The organism is Nitrospina watsonii (genome assembly GCF_946900835.1).
GTDB lineage: Bacteria > Nitrospinota > Nitrospinia > Nitrospinales > Nitrospinaceae > Nitrospina > Nitrospina watsonii.
The window spans coordinates 2,483,521-2,502,769 of record NZ_OX336137.1; the positions used below are offsets into that span (position 1 = coordinate 2,483,521).

Below are 19,249 nucleotides of genomic sequence, written 5' to 3' on the forward strand. Positions count from 1 at the left end.
CTCAACCCTTGGGATTGTATGAAAGCAATATAGGTTCGACTCCGGAATTTGCCAATCGAGATAAGTCCGTGCGGGCCGTCTTGACGTCTTCATAAGGGCCGGCATAAACCACATACCAGGGTTTCCCGGAACGGGTCGTTTCCCGAATGTAGGCGGGGTACCCCTTGCCTTCAAGCTCACCCAGGATGCGCGCCGCCTTGGACTTTTTTGTCCAGGAGCTGATCTGGATTCGGTAAAGTTCTTCCGGCGTCTGCTCGGAAAAGATCAACGGCAACTTGATTATTTTTTCTTCCCCGCCGGATTGGGAGTCCCGTTGATCACTCGCTTTCCTCGACGACGCCTTGGTCTGCGGGGAAGGTGCGGTGAGTGTCGGCGTCATCGGTTTGAATTCCGTTGTCACCCCGGGTTCCGTTCCTGCTCCAAATGGCACCATGGAACTGATGGAGTGCTTCAGATTCCTGATCGTCTGCAAGTAAGCCGTATCTCCCCGGACGAAGAACATGGTTCCCGCGATGAAGAACAGGATCGATGCCGCCACCGCCAACCGCAGCTTCATGATGAAATCGAATTTGGTGCGCTCACCGTCGTCCCCGAGAAGGCTTTTGATTGCCTGCCGCACGTGTTTGGCGTCGATGCATTTGTCACGAGCGTTGTAGCCCGCAAGCAACGCACGATCACAAACCAGATTGATCAGGCGCGGATATCCCTGCGTGTAGGAATGGATCGCTTTGAATGCGGTACGGCTGAACGTAACACGGGGAACCGCAGACGCCACACGCAGCCGGTGATAAATATACGTTCGGGTCTCGTCAGCGGACAGCGGTTTTAATTCGTAACGAACGGAGATGCGTTGATTCAGCTGTTTGAGTTGAGGCAGGCCCAGCTTTTCGTTGAATTCCGTCTGGCCGACAAAAATGATCTGCAGCAGTTTCTGTTTTTCCGTTTCCAGGTTGGACAGCAGCCGGACCTGTTCCAGAACATCGAGCGACAAGTTCTGCGCTTCATCAATGATGACGATGGTGGACCCACCCATCGCATACTGCGCCAGCAGAAAGTCGTTCAACGCATCCAGCAATTCTTTTTTCGACGCATGGCGCAACCACTTGGTTTCCTCAGGCGTCCATTTGCCGGCGGGGTCTCCACCGTGTCCGTTGTTTCCCGCCTGCAATTCGGAATCGACCGTCGTCGCCTTGTGCTCTATAAACTGCGGCTTGGCGCCTATATCCTGGACCAGCGCCCGCAACAGATCCGAAGAGGACAGCATGGGGTTGAGAATCAACGCCACCTTGTCCTGGGAATCGATGGTCTCCAGCAACGCCCGGCACAATGTGGTTTTTCCGGTTCCGATGCCTCCGGTGATGGCCATGAACCCTTCCCGCTGCGAGATTCCGAACATGATATGGTCCAGCGCTTCCTGATGGACTTCGCTGAAAAAGATGTACCGCGGGTCTGGCGTCAGACTGAATGGCTTTTCCTTGAAATTGTAAAAAACTCTATACACCCTGCCCCCCTTATTCTTCCGTCATGAGCTGGGATTGCATGGGAGACAGGAATTGATTGAAACGATCCTGCTCCTTCTTCAAGCGTTCATCAATTGACAATCCAACCATGACCTTGGGAGTCAGAATGATGACCAGCTCCGTTTTCTCATCCCTGTTGGCTTCATACTGGAACAACTTGCCCAGCAGGGGGATTTTCCCCAGAAAGGGCAGTTCGTTGTTATCCCGTTGCCGCGTATTCTTCATGAGCCCGCCGATCACAATCGTCTGGCCGCTCTTGGCCATGACCACGTTATTGGACTCGCGCACATCCAGAACGGGAACCCGGTTCTGACCGTCCGGGGAGACACGTTCTCCGGAGCGCTCCGACACGCTGGTGTTGATACTCATCATCACCGTGCCGTCCATGTTGATCTGCGGCAACACGTCGAGAACGATGCCAATGGTGATCTGCGACGGGATGAACTGCGTGGCCGAGGCCTGCGTCGTCGTCGCCGGAATGACCACCGGCATAAAGAAAATGTCCTCAGTGCCGACCTTGATCACCGCGCGCTGATTGTTCAGCGTGGCGATTTTGGGGCTCGACAGGACACTGACATTTCCCTGATCGCTGAGCGCGTCGATGAGCACACTGATCTGCGTGTTGCTGAGGCCATAGAAAATTCCGCCCGCCCCGGCAATCATCGTACCGAGGGTGCTATTGGATCCGCCCGAGTTGGAAAAGTTGAACGGCTGCCCCGGACCCGGCGTCAACCCCTGAAAAATATCCGGATCGGAATCATGGATGATTTTCAACGGACTGACCTGGCTCCAGTCCACGCCCAACCGGTATTCGTCGCTGAGGTTGACTTCCAGAATTTTCGCCTGAATGAACACCTGGCGTTGCACCGAGCCTTCTATGGCTTCCAGAAATTCGGCGACTTCGAGCAGGACGTCCGGATAATGATGGACGATGACCACGCCTGCCTGCCGGTTGATGGAGAAATAACTGTCCTGCCGTTTCTTGTCTTCCTCGTCCTTGCCCGGCAATTCACTGCCGATCTCGTCCGGGTTCAGCGGTTCGGTTTGCGCAGTGGGCGGCTGAAGGCCCAGCATGTTACCCAGCAGATTGCCTTGTTGCCCGGCATTGGTGCGGCCCGTGCGCCCGCGCTGTTCCTCAAAGATCTTTTCCTCATTCATCTCGTCGATGTTGTCAATCTTGCCGGCAACAATGCGCTTGAGACCGAAGAAAATTTCACGCCACAGATCATTGCGCTCGGAGGTGACCAGTTGTGTGGAGGTGCGGTTGTTCTGCTGATTCTGATTGTTGCCGGAGGAGTTGCCACTGAATCCGCCTCCGAAATTTCCGCCCGCGCCTCCCGTGAACCCCGACGCCACGCTGTTTTGACTTCCGGAAGTACCCGTTCCGCTCATCGACTGCACGGTGCTGGCTCCGGCGCGCTGGGAAACGATGTAGTTCATGCGGAACATGCGCGTTTCCATTTTACGCTTGAACACGCGGATGAATTTGCCGTCGAATTTGTAATCGAGGTGGAGCGGGGCGAGGACGTTTTCAAGCGCTTCGGAAATGGTGACGTCCTTGAGATCGACCGTCACTTTTTTCTGGATATCGGGATCGATGATGATGTTCTGCCTGACTCCTTTGGACAGAGCCATGAGGATGTTCTTGATGTCCGCATCTTTGGCCGACAAGGTGAACCGGGGCCCGGCACGCTGGAGCTGCTCCATGCGCACACTTTCTTCCCCCAGACCTTCCGGAACGAATTCGGGCTGACTCATCAGCAATTCCGCCGACGGCATGCCCGGATCGAGTTCCTGATCGAACGCATCGGGTTTCTGGCTTTCAAACGTCTTGTTCAACTCCGCCTCGTTGGACTGAGCCAGCGGGGAGTTGCTGTACGGATTGGAGGCGCAGGACGTCCCGCTCCACAAAACCCATGCAGCAATGAACGCGCAGACTGGTTTGTTTAACCTTGTCATAAATAACTTTAAAATATATTAATTTGTTTAAATTTAACTATAAATACTACACCAAATCAACCTGGGATTCCAGAAAAATATTAAGGTTTTTCTTTTTTCAATGGCTTGCAAGAGCACGATTGGCGAGGGAGGGGGTGCGGAAACAATCAGGGGAGGGTTCGTTTCACTGCCAGGGGCGAGGGTTGCAATTCCAGGGTGCGGCTTTTTTTGGCTCCCATGAGCACGACGGCATCACGGCCGATGTCCACGATTTCGTGTCCGTTTAACGAATCCCCTATCATATAGTTGCCGTCATTGATCACCGCGACGGGTCGCGGCCCCCCCCACACCACCGCCTGCAACGTCAGCGGCGGTGTCTCCACAGAGTCTTTTTGTTTGACGGGTTCCTTCTCTTTTTCCACAGAAACACTGCCGGATTGAGGCGCTTTGTAATACACGCCGGACGGCAGGGCAAACGGGTTGCGCTGAGTGCGAGCCATGAGGGATTCCGCATCCCGTACCGCCAACGCGGATTCCGGGAGCCACGCCATCGATAAAATCAGCACCCCCATCCACCAGCGGTACCGGAATTCATTTTGGGTTCGGTTCACGGCCTGCCTCACAACACAAACAATTGGATGATCATTTCGGTCTTCACCAACGGATGCGTGTCCCGGGTCCGGTCGATCTTCAGATTCTGGATCGAGAGCACCGCCGGGACTTCTTTCAGGGACTGCACGAAACGGCCCACGCCCTGATAGTCGCTCTTAATAGAGAGTGCCAGCATCACTTGCTTATAACGAACGCCACTCACCTCCACCTCCGTTTCCCGGGAGTTGAGGCTCAGCATCTCGGCTCGATGAAACTTGGCCTGTTTGCTGAGTGCGCGGACAATGCCTTCCACGTTTTCGGTCATGCTGGCCTTGGTGACCCGGATTTCCTCGCGCAGAGCACTTATCTGATCGTTCACCTGTTGAATCTGAGCCACCAGTTGTTCCGGGCTGGAGCGGGCAAGAGCCAATTCGAAACCATGCAGGCTTTCTGTAATCTGTTCCGTCTGCTTTACGATGTTATCGCGTTTGGCTGCCAACGGTTCGTATTCGAGCTTGTAATAACCCACGCCGATGACCACCAACGTTGTCATGATCAGGAGCAGGACCTCCCGCGTCGTCAACTTTTGCACCCAGGGTTGTTTGGGAAGATTCATCCTCAAAACCTCACGTCACGCCCGGTCGAAGGACCGGCGTGATGAACAGAGTGAAATCGATGCTCTTCCGGGTATAGCGATCCGTGTCCGTCACCTGCGATGTCATCAGCTTGACCTCGGACAACAGAGGCGACTTTTTCAGGTCCTTGAGAAACGCCTCCAGCGTTTTGAGCACTTTTTCACGGTTGCCGAATATGCTGCCCTTTACCAGCAACGCCCACCCTCTTTGCACGACTTTGCTCGTGTCCTCGTCTTCTTCCAACGCTCCCCCGTATTCGCTGAACGTGATCTGCTCCAGAGCCATGTTCCAGATGACGCGCGCCGCAATTTCATTCAGTACGCGCGGCAGATCCACCGGCGCCACCTGTTTTCGGGGCAGTTGAGCCTGCTCCGCCATCAGAATTTCTTTTTCTTCCTTCAGCTTTTTCAGTTTGCGCTTCGGGATATCGAGCGCCACAAAACGCTGCTTGAGCTGGTTCAATTGCTGCGTCCGGATCGCCAGGTTGTGTTCTTTATCATGGAGATCCAGCCGCAACAAGACACTGAATGCGGCCAGCAACAGGATCGCGATGGGAATGGGCGCCAGACGCGCCAGTTGTTGCAGGGTCTTGCTGAAGGACCGGCGGAACTCTTCCGGCAGCAGGTTGATCTTTTCGCACTGGTCCACGGCGCAGCCCGCGGCGGCCACCATGCTGTGGCCGTGTTCGGCGGCGTCGTCTTCGAGGTTGGGGCGATCCGGACTGGACAACTGCGACAACGGATTGTACGCGCTCACCGTCAGGTCAAAGTGCGCGCGGACATACTCCATAAAACCCTGGAGGCTGGTAGCCCCGCCGGTGAACACCACCCGCTCGACACTGGTGACGATGTAGGTGTTGACGAAGGAATCGATGGAGCGCTCGATCTCCTCCACCTGCCGCGTGACCACCGGCAGAATGCGTTCACGGAATTCACGGACAGGAATCCGATCGTGCGTCTCTTCCTCACTGCCTTCGGGCGGCAGCCCGTAACGCAGCTTGATTTCTTCCGCGCGTTTTTCATCGACCTGCACGGTGCGGCCGGCAGCGGTCACATAGTCGCCGACCAGGGCCTCCGTGATGTTGACGCCGCTGTTGGGAATTTCGCGGGAGAACAGGATTTCCATGCCGGTGACGAAATACACGCGGGTGCGCTGCGCCCCCATGTCGATGTAACAGGTGGAATGATCTTCCTTATGCGTGTCTTCAACCCAGACCCCATCGTACTCCTCAAGCGCCAGGGGCAACGGCAGGATGCCCGCGACCTCCAGCCCCGCTTCGGTGGCAATGGACACCAGCCGCTCCACTTCCTCCCGGGGGGCAATGACCGCCAGCAGCTCGTCGAACTCCAACCCCTCCTGCACGGTCTGCCCCAGCAGGTGAAAATCGACCACCGCTTCCTCCGGAGAAAACATCATGGCCTCGCGAGCGTCCCACTTGATCGCTTCCACCAGTTCCGAGTCCGGCATCTTGGGGATTTGGACCTTCCGTACCAGTATGTTGTAACTGCCAATCGTCAGGTAAACGCGCTTGGTCTTGATGCCCTGCCTGGAATAGAGCAGGCGGACGAGCCCGGCCAGCATTTCCTCGTTGTTGGCGCTGTCGCCCATCGCCTTCGGCACCACTTGGTAGCCCGAAGCGCCGATGGACCAACCGTCGCGACCCGGTTGCAGTTCGACCATCTTGATCGCATGGGAACCGATATCCAGTCCGACTGCGGTTTTACCTTGATTGAAGGACGATAACGCCATCCAGATTGCCTCTAAAATTAAAACTTAAGCCGTTTCAATGACTTAAAATCCACATCGAGCGGGCACGTGTAAGGACACCATTTTACATCAAGTCGCCACCTCAGCCTAATCTTAATTTAATCAATAGCTTAAAAGAATACGCCCATTTTAGCAGAACCCAGCCCGCCCGCTTCCCAAATCAGGGCAGGCATTGATTGTATTGCGGGGAGTTGGTCGCCGCGGTCGCGGCCCAGGTCGCCGTGGTGTCCTTCTTTAAATCCACGGCGTCGGCAAGGATGGCACCGGTCAAAACAGAATTTTGTTCGAAGGTCACCTTTTTGTCGGAAATAATGCCTCCAACGAATACAGAATTGTCCTTCAGGGTCACATCTTCTTCCGCGAGTAGGAGCACATTTGCCGCGTTGCCGCCCACGGCATTGATGATGGTACTGTTCTCCATCGTCAAAGTTTTTTCCGTATGAATGGTCAAGGTTCCGTTGACCTGGATTTCCGCATTATCCTTCATCAAAATCTCATCACCCACATAAATGGTGACATTACCGTTAATAATAAGACGGCTTGCATTTTCCATGGTGAGTTTCTGAGCAACATAAATAGTGATATCCGAGTTGATGGTGATGTCGTAGGAAATCAGGTGGCTATAATTACAATAGTGGTAGGGCGCGAGGAGAACCGGAGCGTTCACCATCGGAATGTAATCCAGATTCGGGCAGCCTCCCGGCGTGCCGGGAAATGCAATCGGATCGACCAATTGCGGGTTTGGACAATACCCTGTCTCCACCGTGCCGGTGACGCTGGCTTGCGGATGGACGCTTGGGGCCTGGCAGGAGGTGACAACGTTCTCTGCCAGCTTGCAGGAGTTGGCCTGCACGATGGTTTTGGACACTTCACGCTGAGCCCCCCGGTAAGTGCCGACGGAGGTGACGACGACGGTGCTGGCATCCACAGGCGCGAAGCTGGTGGTAAAATCCCCGTTGCCGGAACCGAAGGTTTTGGTGAAGCCGGTGACCAGCAGGGTCCAGTCGGTGTTGGCGGTCACCGCCGGGCAGTTGACATCGTTCAGCAACAAACAGGTTTCCGTGTAGCGCAGTCCGGCTTCTGCTGCCATGAAGGCATTGCTGCCGGTGGAGGCGAGCGCCGATCCGTATTGCTTGGTCTGCGTCTGGATCAGGAAACTGAGGGCGATGACGGCCACCAGCGCCGTCCCCAGCAACACCAGCACCAGCGCCGCAATGCCACGCTCATTATGGAGTGTTCCTGTTTTCAAAAAAAGATTCCGCATGGTCAACTCAAGGTGCGCGGCCGCACCGCCGAGGTCAGTGAAAACGCGCCGCTCTGCGCGCCGGTGACCGTCATCGAGAGAGTGTACCAACCGCCGTTGTCGGTGATGGAAAACGCGGTCATGCCCGTCGCAATCGTCGTGGTGGCGCTGCCCGTGCGTTGCAACGTGTCGGCGCCGGGACTGTAGGTGTAGCTGACGCCGCTGGTGGTCGTATCCTGCGCGTAGCCGAACTGCTTGTCGAAGGTGACGGTGTTGCCCGCGATATTGACGGTCGCCGGATCGGCGATGCGCAACTCGCGCACCAGCGCTTCCATGGCATAGTGCGTGCTGCCCACCACCTCCACCCGTTCGGAATGGAGCGTGTCCACCTGCGCCGCCTTGAAAAGAAACTGCGCACCCACCGCCACCATGATGCCGAGAATGACAATGACCACGATGATCTCGATCAACGTCATGCCCTGTTCATTCTGAATGCGGCGGCGTGGCGTCATGGCATCAATCCGTGGCGAACAAGGCGTAAAAGTTGACGGGAGTCATGTTGGCGCGGCTCACCGTCAGCGTGACTTTTTTGCCGAAGGTGGCTCCGGGACTGGAGGTATCGGGATCGGTGGCGTTGACGTCCTCCACCACCCAGTCATAGGAGTACGCGGCGAATCCGGCGACCGCGCACTGCACTTCGGTGACCGTCGCCTGAAACGCGGCACAGGTGTACGTTCCCGCCGCCGGGATCTGCGTGCGGGTTCTGGCGGCCATGGCCTCCATCTGCAACTGGCCCAGTTCCGCCGCCTCGATGACGTACTCCGGCGTCACCGATCCTTTCAAACTGGAAAACGCAATCATGATCGAAGGCACGGCAATGGCCACGACCAGAATGGCGATGATGATTTCGATGAGCGTGAAGCCGGCTTCGGTATCCATCCGCCGCAGCCGGAGTTGCCCGGTCTCGTTGCTCATGTCACCGACACCCTCCCCGAAAACGCTTCGACGGTGATGGATTTGGTCGCGCCTCCCGGTCCGGACAATGTCACCGTGCTGATCGTCTGCGGCTCGCCGTATTTGTTGAAATTGATGGTGCCGCCGGTGCCGATGGTGATGCCGCCGGGCAGGGTGCGGTTGGCGGTGAACGCGCCGACGGGATCGGTCAGCGTGTAGGACGCCGCGCCGCCGGTGAAGGCGATGCCGATGGGACTGCCCGCCGCCGGGTTGCGCGCCATGGCCAACTCCTGCGCGAAACGCAGGTCGGAAGCCACCATGCTGGCGGCGCTTTGCAGGGAAATGGCGCCGGTTCCCAAACGCGGCAGAAACAGCGCTCCCAGCACCCCGACCAGAACGATCACCATGATCGTTTCCAGCAGGGAAAATCCCTTTGCGTTGTTCCACACCGGGGGATGACGCCGACTCATGAGCCAACCTTCAAAAAAAGGGCTGTCGATGGGCTTTGGGACTCCCGCAGGAGTCACAAAAACCCTACAGACAGTATAAGGCCATTGCCGCGAATGAAAAGGGGAGGAACGCGCTCAAAGTTAGCCTTTTCAGGCCAATTCGCACATTTTGTTGGGGGGAGCCGATGCCGCGGGTGGCGGCGTCTTGCGTTTCGGCTGTTTTTCCAGCGGTTGCGGATAGCGGTAGGTCTTGCCTTCGAAATTCCGAACCACGACTTCCTTCTCGTTGAATTCGACGATCGAGTCGGGCAGCAAGCGCACCTTGCCACCGCCGCCCGGCGTGTCGATCACAAAGTAAGGCACCGCCATGCCGGAGGTGTGGCCCTGCAGGCCGCGGATGATTTCCAGACCTTTTTCAACCGTGGTGCGGAAGTGATCGGTGCCGACAGTCATATCGGCTTGATAGAGGTAATACGGTTTGACGCGGATGCGCAGCAGTTTCTGCACCAGTGTTTTCATGGTCTCGACATCGTCGTTGACGCCTTTCAGCAACACCGTCTGCGCGCCCAGCGGCAGTCCCGCATCGGCCAGCCGGTTGCAGGCCAACTCCACTTCCGGCGTGATCTCGTCCGGGTGGTTGAAGTGCAGGTTGGCATACAAGGGATGGTACTTTTTCAGGATCTCGCACAACTCCGGCGTCACGCGGTCCGGCAACGTGCCGGGAACGCGAGTGCCGATACGGATGATGTCCAGATGCGGAATGTCGCGCAACGCTTTCAGGATGCGTTCCAGCTCGCGGTCGGGCACCAGCAGGGGATCGCCGCCGGACATGATGACGTCGCGGATTTCGGGATGTGCGGCAATGTATTCGATGCCCTGACGCAAGGTCTCGCGGGTGACGATGCCGGGAAACCCGATCTTGCGTTTGCGCGTGCAGAAACGGCAGATGATCGGACACTGGTTGTTGAGCATCAACAGCACGCGGTCCGGGTAGCGATGCACCAGCTCCGGCACCGGCATGTCTTTTTCTTCGTGCAGGGGATCGGAGTCCAACCCCTCTTCCACATTCAACAAGTCGTCCAGTTCTTCGGACGTAGGCACCACCTGCTTCCACAACGGATCGTTTTCGCTTTTGACCTGTTTCAGGAAATAGGAGTTGATGCGGATGGGGAAGATCTCCGCCACCTTTTTCAGTTTTTCCTTATATTGATTGTCGCCGGAGACGAAGGGCAGATCCTCCACTTTGACGACGCTATCGCTCAATTGCCTTTGCCAGGATTCCATGACGTCCTTTTCCGATTTCAGTTGGAGTTGCTGGAGTACGTGGATTTCAGGTATCGGATGATTTCGTACTCGTCGTGCAGGATGACATCGCCGTCAACGAGAACGGGAACGAAGGTTTGACCGGTCAGTTCCTTGACTTCCTGCCGCTGCTGGTGAGGTGCAGGGACCATGATGGTTTCATAATCGAGGTCCAGCTGCTCGAGCGCGGATTGCACCATGGTGCAGTAACCGCACCCGTAAACACTATAAAATTTAATCATATAACGCTATCTTCACTTTCCGGCGGCGCATGGTACCATGACCGCATCCACCATACCATGAATTTTCTTTTTGTCCTGGGGGCACAAGGTGGCAAGGATGCCGCCCAGGGGCGCCGCCTCACCCGTCACGAAATAATACGGGGTCAACCGCACCCGGCAGTCCATCGTTTCGATGGATTGATTCGCGCTGTTCCAGAACGTTTGCTTGAACCGCTTCCCTTTATGAAACATCTGCAGGATGTGCGGCTGCTCGGGAAACGCCTGCAACGCGGAATCCAGCGACTGCTGCCAGATCTCCGCCGACACATCGTGCCCCACCACCACGCCCCGGCTGCCCCAGGCATCGGGACTGAACCCGGACGGTTTGATCACCAATTCCCGCTCCTTCTGGGTCAGGTCGGATAACGTATTCCAGTCATTGACCTTATTGCCCCGGAGCGTGAGACCGGGGATGACCCCGTGCGGGGGCAGGGGTCTTGAATCCAAGACCCAGGTACTTGGAATTAGATGGTTCAGGAGTTTAAAAGTTTCATCCCCGAGGGATTTTTCCCACCAGCTTTGCAGAGCGGGGTGGTGGAACAGGGCGAAACTCAGCTTTTCTTCCAGATACGGCTTGTAAGGCGGGGTGGCCCGGACGTGTCCTTTTTTGACGCTGTAGGCCAGCAGTTCGGCTTTGGGGATGTTCTTGAGGTCAAACAGTTCGTAAAAGCGGTACATCACGTCGAGGGCCACCTCCCGCCCGTCGTCGATCACGAACAACCCCTCTTCCTTAAAGACCACGTCACGCGGATGCACCACATGGACCGGATGCCCGCGTTCGCGCAGCTCTCGCCCGAGGTACTGCATCTCGTTCAGGTAGTCGGCGGCCTCGTCGGAAACCACGATCGCCGCCACGCATCCCTCATGGCCCGCCACCGCTTCCAACATGCGGTAGAACAACTCCGGAATGCCGCCCGATGTGGCGCCGACGACGTCGTCCTGCCCATACAAGGTCATCAATTGCGCGGTGACGCCGAATCCACCCGGCACCGAATCGAGCTCGGTGACCGCGAAACCGCTGTCCGTGACCATGACGTCGGGACGCAGGATGCCCGGCAGGCGGCCCTTGAACCGGTTCATGCGCGCCAGGTCCAGCAGTTCCGACGGCTTGCCCGCATCGAGGTATTCGGCGATCCATGCCGGCATCTTGCCTTTGGCGCTGTCGAGATAGAGCCGGTTGAGTGCGGTGTAAAAGGAAAGCAGGTGCCCGCCCAACCGCTCGAAAAACGCGACATCCTGGACGGACAGGTAAAACGGTTCCGGGGAAATGCGCCAGGTGTTGGCCGGGTCGTCCGACTTCGGCGAGTACACGCCGGAGGCCACCAGGGCGTTTTCGATATCGCTGCAATGGGCTTCGGGTCCGGCAATCATTATCTGGTCTTGAAAAAGGTTCAATCCGGTTTCTATTCCTGTCTTATTTAAAGATGCCGGGTTTCCGCTAAAGGTTCTAAATGTCTGGCCCCGCTCCTTCATTTTCCAGTATCCGCGTGCAATTATACCTGCCCTCCACCACTGTGCTACAATTGATGCTCTTATGAACTTCATAGACTACGATCCCGGAAATTTTTTTGACGAGATTTTTGAACTGCCCGGCCAGGCACGGCCCGGGGTGGAATCTCTTGTCAATCTGCTGAACAACCTGGAAAAAGGCGATCTGCAACGCCGCCAGCGCGCCGCGGAAGCCATCCTGCTCAACCTCGGCATCACCTTCAACGTGTACGGCCAGGAACAGGGCGCGGAAAAAATCTTTCCGTTCGACATCATCCCGCGCACCATCAGCGCCAAGGACTGGGATTACATCGAGCGCGGCGTCAAGCAGCGCATCTTCGCGCTCAACGAATTCATCAAGGACATTTATTCCGACCAGAAAATCCTGAAGGACGGCGTCGTTCCCAAAGACCTGGTCCTGTCTTCGGAACCATTCCGCAAGGAGTGCATCGGCCTGCGTCCACCGAAGGACATCTGGGCGCACATCACCGGCACCGATCTGGTGCGCGACCGCGACGGCCAGTTTTATGTTCTGGAAGACAACCTGCGCTGTCCGTCCGGCGTGTCTTACGTGCTGGGCAACCGGCAGGTGTTGAAGCAAACTTTTCCCAGCATCTTCAGCGCCATGCACGTGCGCCCGGTGGATGCGTATCCCGATCACCTGTTGCAGGTGATGGATCACCTCGTGCCGGAGTCCGTGCGCGACCCCTGCCGCGTCATCCTCACACCGGGCGTTCACAATTCCGCGTACTTCGAGCATTCGTTCCTCGCCCGGCAAATGGGCATCGAGCTGGTGCAGGGCAGCGATCTCGTCGTCTCCGACGGATTCGTTTACATGCGGACGACGAAAGGGTTTCAACGCGTCGATGCCATTTACCGGCGCATCGATGACGACTTTCTCGATCCCAAAGTGTTCCGCAAGGATTCCATGCTCGGTTGCCCCGGCCTGATGGAGGTGTACGCCAAGGGCCGGGTGGCGTTGATCAACGCTCCGGGAACGGGCGTCGCCGACGACAAGGCGGTGTACAACTACGTGCCGCAGATCATCCGTTACTATATGAACGAAGACTGTATTCTGCCCAACGTGCCGACGTACCTCGCGGAAAATCCGAGCCAGCGCAGCCACATGCTGGAAAACCTGAAAGACATGGTCATCAAGGAAACCAATGCCTCCGGCGGCTACGGCATGCTCATCGGCCCGGCTTCGACCTCGCGCGAGCGCAAACTGTTCGCCGACAAGATCAAGGCCAACCCGCGCAACTACATCGGCCAGCCGGTGATCCAGTTGTCGCGCGCGCCGATCCTGGTCAGGAACCGTTACGAAGGCCGCCACGTGGACCTGCGTCCGTTCGTGCTGTACGGTGAGGAGATCAACGTCATCCCCGGCGGGTTGACCCGCGTCGCGCTCAAGAAAAATTCCCTCGTCGTCAACTCGTCGCAGGGCGGCGGCAGTAAAGACACCTGGGTGTTGTACGATTCGCAAACTGAATGAGTGTTTAGTTTTATGATGAACCGATTGCATTCGACAGACCGGAGGACGACCCCGCCATGCTGAGTCGCGTCGCCGATTCCATTCACTGGATGTCCACCTACCTGGAACGCGCCGAGAACGTGGCGCGCTTCATCGAGGTGAATCTGCAGATGATTCTCGACCTGCCGCTGTTCCAGGAACAGACCAACCACTGGAAACCGCTGGTCAGCATCACCGGCGACGATGCGTATTTTTACGAAACCTACGGCGAAGCCACACGCGAAAACGTGATCCGGTTTCACACCTTCGACCACAATTACCCAAACTCCATCATCTCCTGCGTGACGGCGGCGCGCGAAAACGCCCGCAGCATCCGCGAAATCATCTCTTCCGAAATGTGGGAGCAGATCAACCAGTTCTATCTGCTGCTGCGCATGGAGGAGACCAACGGGCATGCCCTGTCCAATCCATTTGTGTTTTTCCAAGAAGTCAAAACGGCCAGTCACCTGTTCAACGGCATCATGGACGCCACCATGACCCACGGTGAAGCCTGGAACTTCGGCCACCTGGGCGGCATGCTGGAACGCGCCGACAAAACCTCGCGCATCCTCGATGTGAAATATTTCATCCTATTACCCAAATTGGAGTATATTGGAACGCCTGTGGACGACACCCAATGGGGAGTGTTGCTGAAATCCACCAGTGGGCTGGAAATGTATCGCAAACAGTACAAGCACATTTCGCCGGACAATGTTGTGGACTTTTTGATCCTGAACCGCGAGTTCCCGCGCTCCATCCATTTCTGTCTCAACGAGGCCGAAGAGGCGTTGTCGAAAATCACCGGATCGCCGCCCGGCACTTACCGCAACCAGGCAGAGCAGACACTCGGCCGTCTGCGGTCCCGCATGAACTACACCACCGTGGCCGAAATCTTTTCGCACGGCCTGCATGAATATCTGGACGACTTCCAGGGCGAGTTGAACCGGATCAACACCGAAATCGGCCACACTTTCTTCTCGCAGGAATTGCCACGGAAGGAAGAAGGAGCCTGGCAATCATGACGTTCTGCATCGGCATCAAGGTGGCGGAGGGCCTGGTGGGCATTGCCGACTCCCGCCTGACATCAGGCACCGAACACGTGCAGGCGCGCAAACTCTCCATCCATCAGCCCGGCGGCAAACCCATGTTCGTCATGTCGTCCGGCCTGCGCTCGGCACGCGACAAGGTCATCACCTATTTCGACGAAGTGCTGGAAGCGGAAGAGGAAAACTTCGACAAGCTGTACAAGGCGGTCAACCGGCTGGCGTCGCAGGTGCGCAAGGTGGCGGACGAGGACAAAAAGGCATTGGAGGAAAGCAATCTCGCCTTCAACCTGCACGCCCTGGTCGGCGGCCAGTTGGAAAAGGACGCCGAGCCGAAGTTGTACATGATCTACCCGCAAGCCAATTGGGTTGAAATCGGCCAGGGCACTCCCTATCATATCATCGGCAACTCGGCGTACGGCAAGCCCATCTGCGACCGGGCCCTGCGTTACGATACCGATCTCAAGATGGCGCTCAAGATCGGCGCGCTGGCCTTCGACGCCACCCGGCAAAGCGCCACCGATGTCGGTTTCCCGCTGGATGTGGTCGTGTACCAGGCCGAAACGAAAACCATGCTGCAACACAGTTACAAGGAACGGGATCTCCGCCAGGTATCTCAATGGTGGAAAAATCAGATCCAGCGTTCGCTGCAGGCACTGCCTTCCGACTGGGTCGAGGCGGTGTTCACCAAACCTTCTTCGTCTTCATGACTTTCAGAGGTTCCACTTATGTTGCTGCGCATTGAACACACCACCCGCTTCACCTATTCCGACCGCGTGTACATCGAACCCATGACCATCCGGTTGCGCCCGCGTTCCGATTCCTGGCAATCCTTGCACCAATTCAAAATGAACATCGACCCCGCGCCCAAGGGCGTCAGTGAATCCATCGATCTGGAAGGCAACTCGGTGTCCTCCATCTGGTCCACCGGCCTGTTGAATGCCCTGACGCTGAAAGCCGAGTCGCTGGTCGAAACATTGCAGGATAACCCGTTCAATTTCATCCTGACGGACACCCAGGCGCTGAGCCTGCCGGTCAAGTACGATCCCGTTTTCGGCAACGCCCTCGACCCGTACCTGACGCGGGAATATTCGAGCGAAGACATCCACGACTTCACGCACACTCTGCTCAAGGAGTTCGGCTCCAACACGATTTCGTTCCTGACCAGCCTGAACCAGTATATCCATCAAAACTTCAACCGCATCCTGCGCAAGGACGGCGATCCCCTGCATCCCTCGGAATTGCTGCAAACGCGGGAAGGAGCCTGTCGGGACCTGGCGGTGTTGTTCATGGACATCTGCCGCGTGCTGGGTCTGGCCACACGCTACACCAGCGGTTACTTTTTCGCGGACGATGAGGATTTTGATCAGCATGAACTGCATGCCTGGGTGGAGGTGTACCTGCCCGGCGGCGGCTGGCGCGGTTACGATCCCACCCACGGACTGGCCGTGGCGGACCGGCATGTTGCCATCGCATCCGCCTGCACACCCGCCCTGACCACGCCCACTTACGGCATGTACCGGGGCACCGGCATCAGTTCCTCTTTGGAATACGACATCAACATCAAGCAGGTCGATTCGATTGAAAACCACAACGGAGCCGCCTCGCAGGGCTGAACTGCCAGACCGCCGTCACGGACAGCCCGCGCGGCTTGCCTCGATTGCAGGGAATTCAACCACCCGGTTTTCCGGCCCGCCATCTTCTCCCTGCCTTGAAAAGTGGTACAATCGGTCCCAGCAACCCAAACGCAAGGCTTCATTGACCGATGACTGATTCCGATTCCCTGAGACGCATCGCCCTGTTCCCGCTGCCCACGTCCGTATTTTATCCGCGAACGTATCTCCCACTCCATATCTTCGAGCCCCGCTACCGCAAGATGGTGCAGAGCGCCATCGATCACGGCAAGTGGATCGGCATGGTTTTGCTGGAGCCGGGATACGAAGAGGAATACCACGCCCGTCCCGCCATCAAATCCGTCGGCTGCATGGGCAATCTCGAAAAATGGTTTCAGTACGAAGACGGGCGCTACGACATCGTGCTCAACGGCCGCGACCGCTTTCGCATTCTGCGCGAAGTCGGCGACGACCTGTACCGCGAAGCGGAGGTCGAATTGTTGACATCGACCCACGACACGCCGCTTGTTTCCGCGCCGCCGCAATGGAAAGAACTGACCGCGCTCTACCGCAAGTTCATCGAACACCTGCCCCGCAAGAACGCGCACAAGGTGGAGCTGGACCTCAGCCAGTGCCAGACGCTGGGCGAAGCGGTGGACCGCGTGGCCTACATGTTCGATTCGCCTCTCGACCAGAAACAGGCCTTTCTCGAAGAGCAGAATGTCCTGCAACGCCTGGAACTGATCAAAACCCAGATCCAACTGAAACTCGAAATCGTTCAGCGGTCCCGCAGTTTTGCCAAGGTCAATTGGGACGTGCGGATGAACTGACCCGGCAAAGCCGGGCACACACGGGCAATGCGTGGACCGTGTAACGGAACGGAGAGGAACCAATCCCTCCGGCGCGCCCGCATGGGAGGACCCTCGTAATGCGCGACACCCAAAGGCAACGGCTGGTTCTGATTCTGATCATGACAGGCGCGGCCTTCGTGGTCGTTTTCCTCGCCATCTTTCTTTTGTATCAGACCGCCTTTGAAGAAGAAAAAGCCCGCCTCATCGAATCCGCCCAAAGCCAGGCGCGGTTGATGGAAGCGGTGGCGCGTTTCGACAGCGTGTACAGCTACAACTATCCCGAAGGCACGGAAGCCGCCACCCTCAGCCAGTTCATCGAGGCCCACAAACGGTTCAAAGGCTTCGGCGTGACCGGTGAATTCATTCTGGCCAAACGCGTCGGCGACAAAATCAAATTCCTGCTCAGCCACCGCCATGCCAGCCTGATGGTGCCGGATTCCATTCCCTTCGATTCGCCGCTGGGCGAACCCATCCGACGCGCCCTCAACGGAGAGTCCGGCATCATGGTCGGCCCCGATTACCGCAACATCGTCACCCTCGCCGCGTATGAACCCATCGAACACCTGCCGCTGGCGTTGGTCGCCAAGATCGACCTCGCGGAAATCCGCGCTCCGTTTTACAAAACCGGATTGCTGGCGGTGACGGTGGGCGCGGGTGTGATCGGCGCCAGCATCGTATTGTTCTGGCGGTTCAGCAACCCGATGGTCGAAGAGATCACCCGTTCCCGCGAACAGTTGCGCCAGTTCAGCAATCGGCTGCAGGCCATCCGCGAAGAGGAACAAACCCGCATCGCCCGCGCCGTGCACGACGAACTCGGGCAGGCACTCACCGCACTTAAACTGGAAATCACCTGCCTGCAGGACGAGCTCGATCCGGACAACCCCGAACACCAGCAATCTTCCGAAACCGTATCGCGGTTGATCGACCAGACCATCGCCGCCGTGCAACGCATCAGCACCGAACTGCGGCCGCACCTGCTGGATGTATTCGGCCTGGCGGAGGCCATGAGATCGCAAGTACAGGAAATCCAAAAACGCACTGATATCGAATTTGACTTGAAAGAACTGGACCAACAGGTCAAGCTGGATCCGGAACGCGCCACCGCCCTGTTCCGCATCTTTCAGGAAACCCTGACCAACATCGTGCGCCACGCTCAGGCCAGCCGCGTTTCCATTCGCTTGAAACGGGAAAAGGACCACGTGATGATGGAAGTGCAGGACAACGGCATCGGCATTCGCAAGCAACAGATCAAACGCCCCCAGTCGCTGGGCCTGCTCGGCATTCGGGAACGCGTGCTGGTGTGGCAGGGAACGGTTCATTTTCACGGAGTGCCCGGCCAGGGCACCACCGTCACAGTCAAACTTCCGGTGAACAGCACATGACGCCCAGTCAGAATTCAAAAATCTCCGTCCTCATTGCCGACGATCATGAAATCGTGCGTCAGGGTATTGAGAAGGTCATCTCCAAAACGCCGGACATCGACATCGCCGGCCAGGCCGCAACCGGGCAAGAGGTCATCGACCTGGTGAAGAAGCTCCACCCCGATGTGGTGTTGATGGACATCGAAATGCCGGAAAAAACCGGGTGGGATGTGATGATGGAATTGAAGGCGTTGAACCCGAAACTGCCTGTGCTCATCCTCAGCATTTTTCCGGAAGAGCACTACGGCATGCGCTTCATCCGGGCCGGCGCTTCCGGTTACCTCAACAAGGGCAGCGCGCCGGCACAGATGGTGGAAGCCATCCGCAAAGTGCATTCGGGAAAAAAATACGTCAGCCCCGAACTCGCCGAAAAAATGATTCAGGAAATGGGCCAATCAATGGAGGAACAGCCGCACCAACGGTTGTCCGACCGCGAGTTCCAGATCTTCTGTATGATCGCCTCGGGAAAGAAACTGAAAGAAATCGCCGACGAACTTTCAGTGGGAATCACCACCGTCAGCACCCACCGCCACCGCATCCTCGAAAAAATGGAAATGAAGTCCAACGCCGATCTCATCCACTACGCCATCAAAAACGGGCTCATCTAGCCCCCCATAATCCCTTCAAACCAAACAGATCGATC

Annotated in this window: 19 protein-coding genes; 7 read left to right on the forward strand and 12 right to left on the reverse strand. The window is 57.1% G+C overall.

Annotation, left to right across the window (positions count from 1 at the left end; translation table 11 throughout):
- Position 1 precedes the first annotated feature (1 nt).
- The 12 genes from QML71_RS11575 to QML71_RS11630 all read right to left on the reverse strand — a co-directional run bounded on the left by QML71_RS11575 (position 2) and on the right by QML71_RS11630 (position 12,075).
- Positions 2-1,501 (reverse strand): AAA family ATPase, encoded by a 1,500-nt coding sequence (locus QML71_RS11575; protein ID WP_282012088.1) that lies wholly within the window; start codon positions 1,499-1,501, stop codon positions 2-4.
- A gap of 10 nt (positions 1,502-1,511) precedes the next feature.
- Positions 1,512-3,479, reverse strand: a complete 1,968-nt coding sequence (locus QML71_RS11580; RefSeq protein WP_282012089.1) for a secretin GspD/PilQ domain-containing protein — start codon at positions 3,477-3,479, stop codon at positions 1,512-1,514.
- 146 nt (positions 3,480-3,625) lie between these two features.
- Entirely contained in the window at positions 3,626-4,069 is a 444-nt protein-coding gene (locus QML71_RS11585) for a hypothetical protein (protein WP_282012090.1), read from the reverse strand.
- A gap of 8 nt (positions 4,070-4,077) precedes the next feature.
- On the reverse strand, positions 4,078-4,665 hold the full coding sequence (locus QML71_RS11590) for a type 4a pilus biogenesis protein PilO (RefSeq protein WP_282012091.1): 588 nt from the start codon (positions 4,663-4,665) through the stop codon (positions 4,078-4,080).
- A gap of 10 nt (positions 4,666-4,675) precedes the next feature.
- A complete protein-coding gene (gene pilM, locus QML71_RS11595) occupies positions 4,676-6,433 on the reverse strand; it encodes a pilus assembly protein PilM (RefSeq protein WP_282012092.1) in 1,758 nt (585 codons plus the stop codon).
- Between the two features lie 178 nt (positions 6,434-6,611).
- A complete protein-coding gene (locus QML71_RS11600) occupies positions 6,612-7,700 on the reverse strand; it encodes a DUF7305 domain-containing protein (protein WP_282012093.1) in 1,089 nt (362 codons plus the stop codon).
- A gap of 17 nt (positions 7,701-7,717) precedes the next feature.
- Positions 7,718-8,206 (reverse strand): prepilin-type N-terminal cleavage/methylation domain-containing protein, encoded by a 489-nt coding sequence (locus QML71_RS11605; RefSeq protein ID WP_282012094.1) that lies wholly within the window; start codon positions 8,204-8,206, stop codon positions 7,718-7,720.
- Between the two features lie 4 nt (positions 8,207-8,210).
- Entirely contained in the window at positions 8,211-8,669 is a 459-nt protein-coding gene (locus tag QML71_RS11610) for a prepilin-type N-terminal cleavage/methylation domain-containing protein (RefSeq protein WP_282012095.1), read from the reverse strand.
- Positions 8,666-9,118, reverse strand: a complete 453-nt coding sequence (locus tag QML71_RS11615) for a pilus assembly FimT family protein (protein WP_282012096.1) — start codon at positions 9,116-9,118, stop codon at positions 8,666-8,668. The genes QML71_RS11610 and QML71_RS11615 overlap by 4 nt, the downstream gene beginning before the upstream one ends.
- A 129-nt stretch (positions 9,119-9,247) precedes the next feature.
- Positions 9,248-10,381 carry a KamA family radical SAM protein gene (locus tag QML71_RS11620; RefSeq protein ID WP_282012097.1) on the reverse strand — a complete coding sequence of 378 codons (1,134 nt, stop codon included), beginning with the start codon at positions 10,379-10,381 and terminating at the stop codon, positions 9,248-9,250.
- Between the two features lie 17 nt (positions 10,382-10,398).
- Complete coding sequence (locus QML71_RS11625) at positions 10,399-10,641, reverse strand: glutaredoxin family protein (protein WP_282012098.1); 243 nt, start codon at positions 10,639-10,641, stop codon at positions 10,399-10,401.
- 12 nt (positions 10,642-10,653) lie between these two features.
- Positions 10,654-12,075, reverse strand: coding sequence for a hypothetical protein (locus QML71_RS11630; protein ID WP_282012099.1), 1,422 nt, complete (start codon positions 12,073-12,075; stop codon positions 10,654-10,656).
- Positions 12,076-12,214: 139 nt separating this feature from the next.
- On the opposite strand from QML71_RS11630, the gene QML71_RS11635 reads away from it, so the two are divergent.
- The 7 genes from QML71_RS11635 (at position 12,215) to QML71_RS11665 (ending at position 19,214) form a co-directional block, all read left to right on the forward strand.
- Positions 12,215-13,660 carry a circularly permuted type 2 ATP-grasp protein gene (locus QML71_RS11635; RefSeq protein ID WP_282012100.1) on the forward strand — a complete coding sequence of 482 codons (1,446 nt, stop codon included), beginning with the start codon at positions 12,215-12,217 and terminating at the stop codon, positions 13,658-13,660.
- 56 nt (positions 13,661-13,716) lie between these two features.
- Positions 13,717-14,700: an alpha-E domain-containing protein gene (locus tag QML71_RS11640; protein WP_282012101.1), complete on the forward strand. Its 984-nt coding sequence runs from the start codon at positions 13,717-13,719 to the stop codon at positions 14,698-14,700.
- Positions 14,697-15,431, forward strand: a complete 735-nt coding sequence (locus QML71_RS11645) for a proteasome-type protease (protein WP_282012102.1) — start codon at positions 14,697-14,699, stop codon at positions 15,429-15,431. Before QML71_RS11640 ends, QML71_RS11645 begins: the two co-directional genes overlap by 4 nt.
- Before the next feature lie 18 nt (positions 15,432-15,449).
- Entirely contained in the window at positions 15,450-16,337 is an 888-nt protein-coding gene (locus QML71_RS11650; protein ID WP_282012103.1) for a transglutaminase family protein, read from the forward strand.
- A gap of 149 nt (positions 16,338-16,486) precedes the next feature.
- A complete protein-coding gene (locus tag QML71_RS11655; protein ID WP_282012104.1) occupies positions 16,487-17,164 on the forward strand; it encodes an LON peptidase substrate-binding domain-containing protein in 678 nt (225 codons plus the stop codon).
- A 98-nt stretch (positions 17,165-17,262) separates the two neighbouring features.
- A complete protein-coding gene (locus QML71_RS11660) occupies positions 17,263-18,567 on the forward strand; it encodes a sensor histidine kinase (protein ID WP_282012105.1) in 1,305 nt (434 codons plus the stop codon).
- Positions 18,564-19,214 carry a response regulator gene (locus QML71_RS11665; RefSeq protein WP_282012106.1) on the forward strand — a complete coding sequence of 217 codons (651 nt, stop codon included), beginning with the start codon at positions 18,564-18,566 and terminating at the stop codon, positions 19,212-19,214. The genes QML71_RS11660 and QML71_RS11665 overlap by 4 nt, the downstream gene beginning before the upstream one ends.
- The last annotated feature ends 35 nt before the right edge of the window (positions 19,215-19,249 follow it).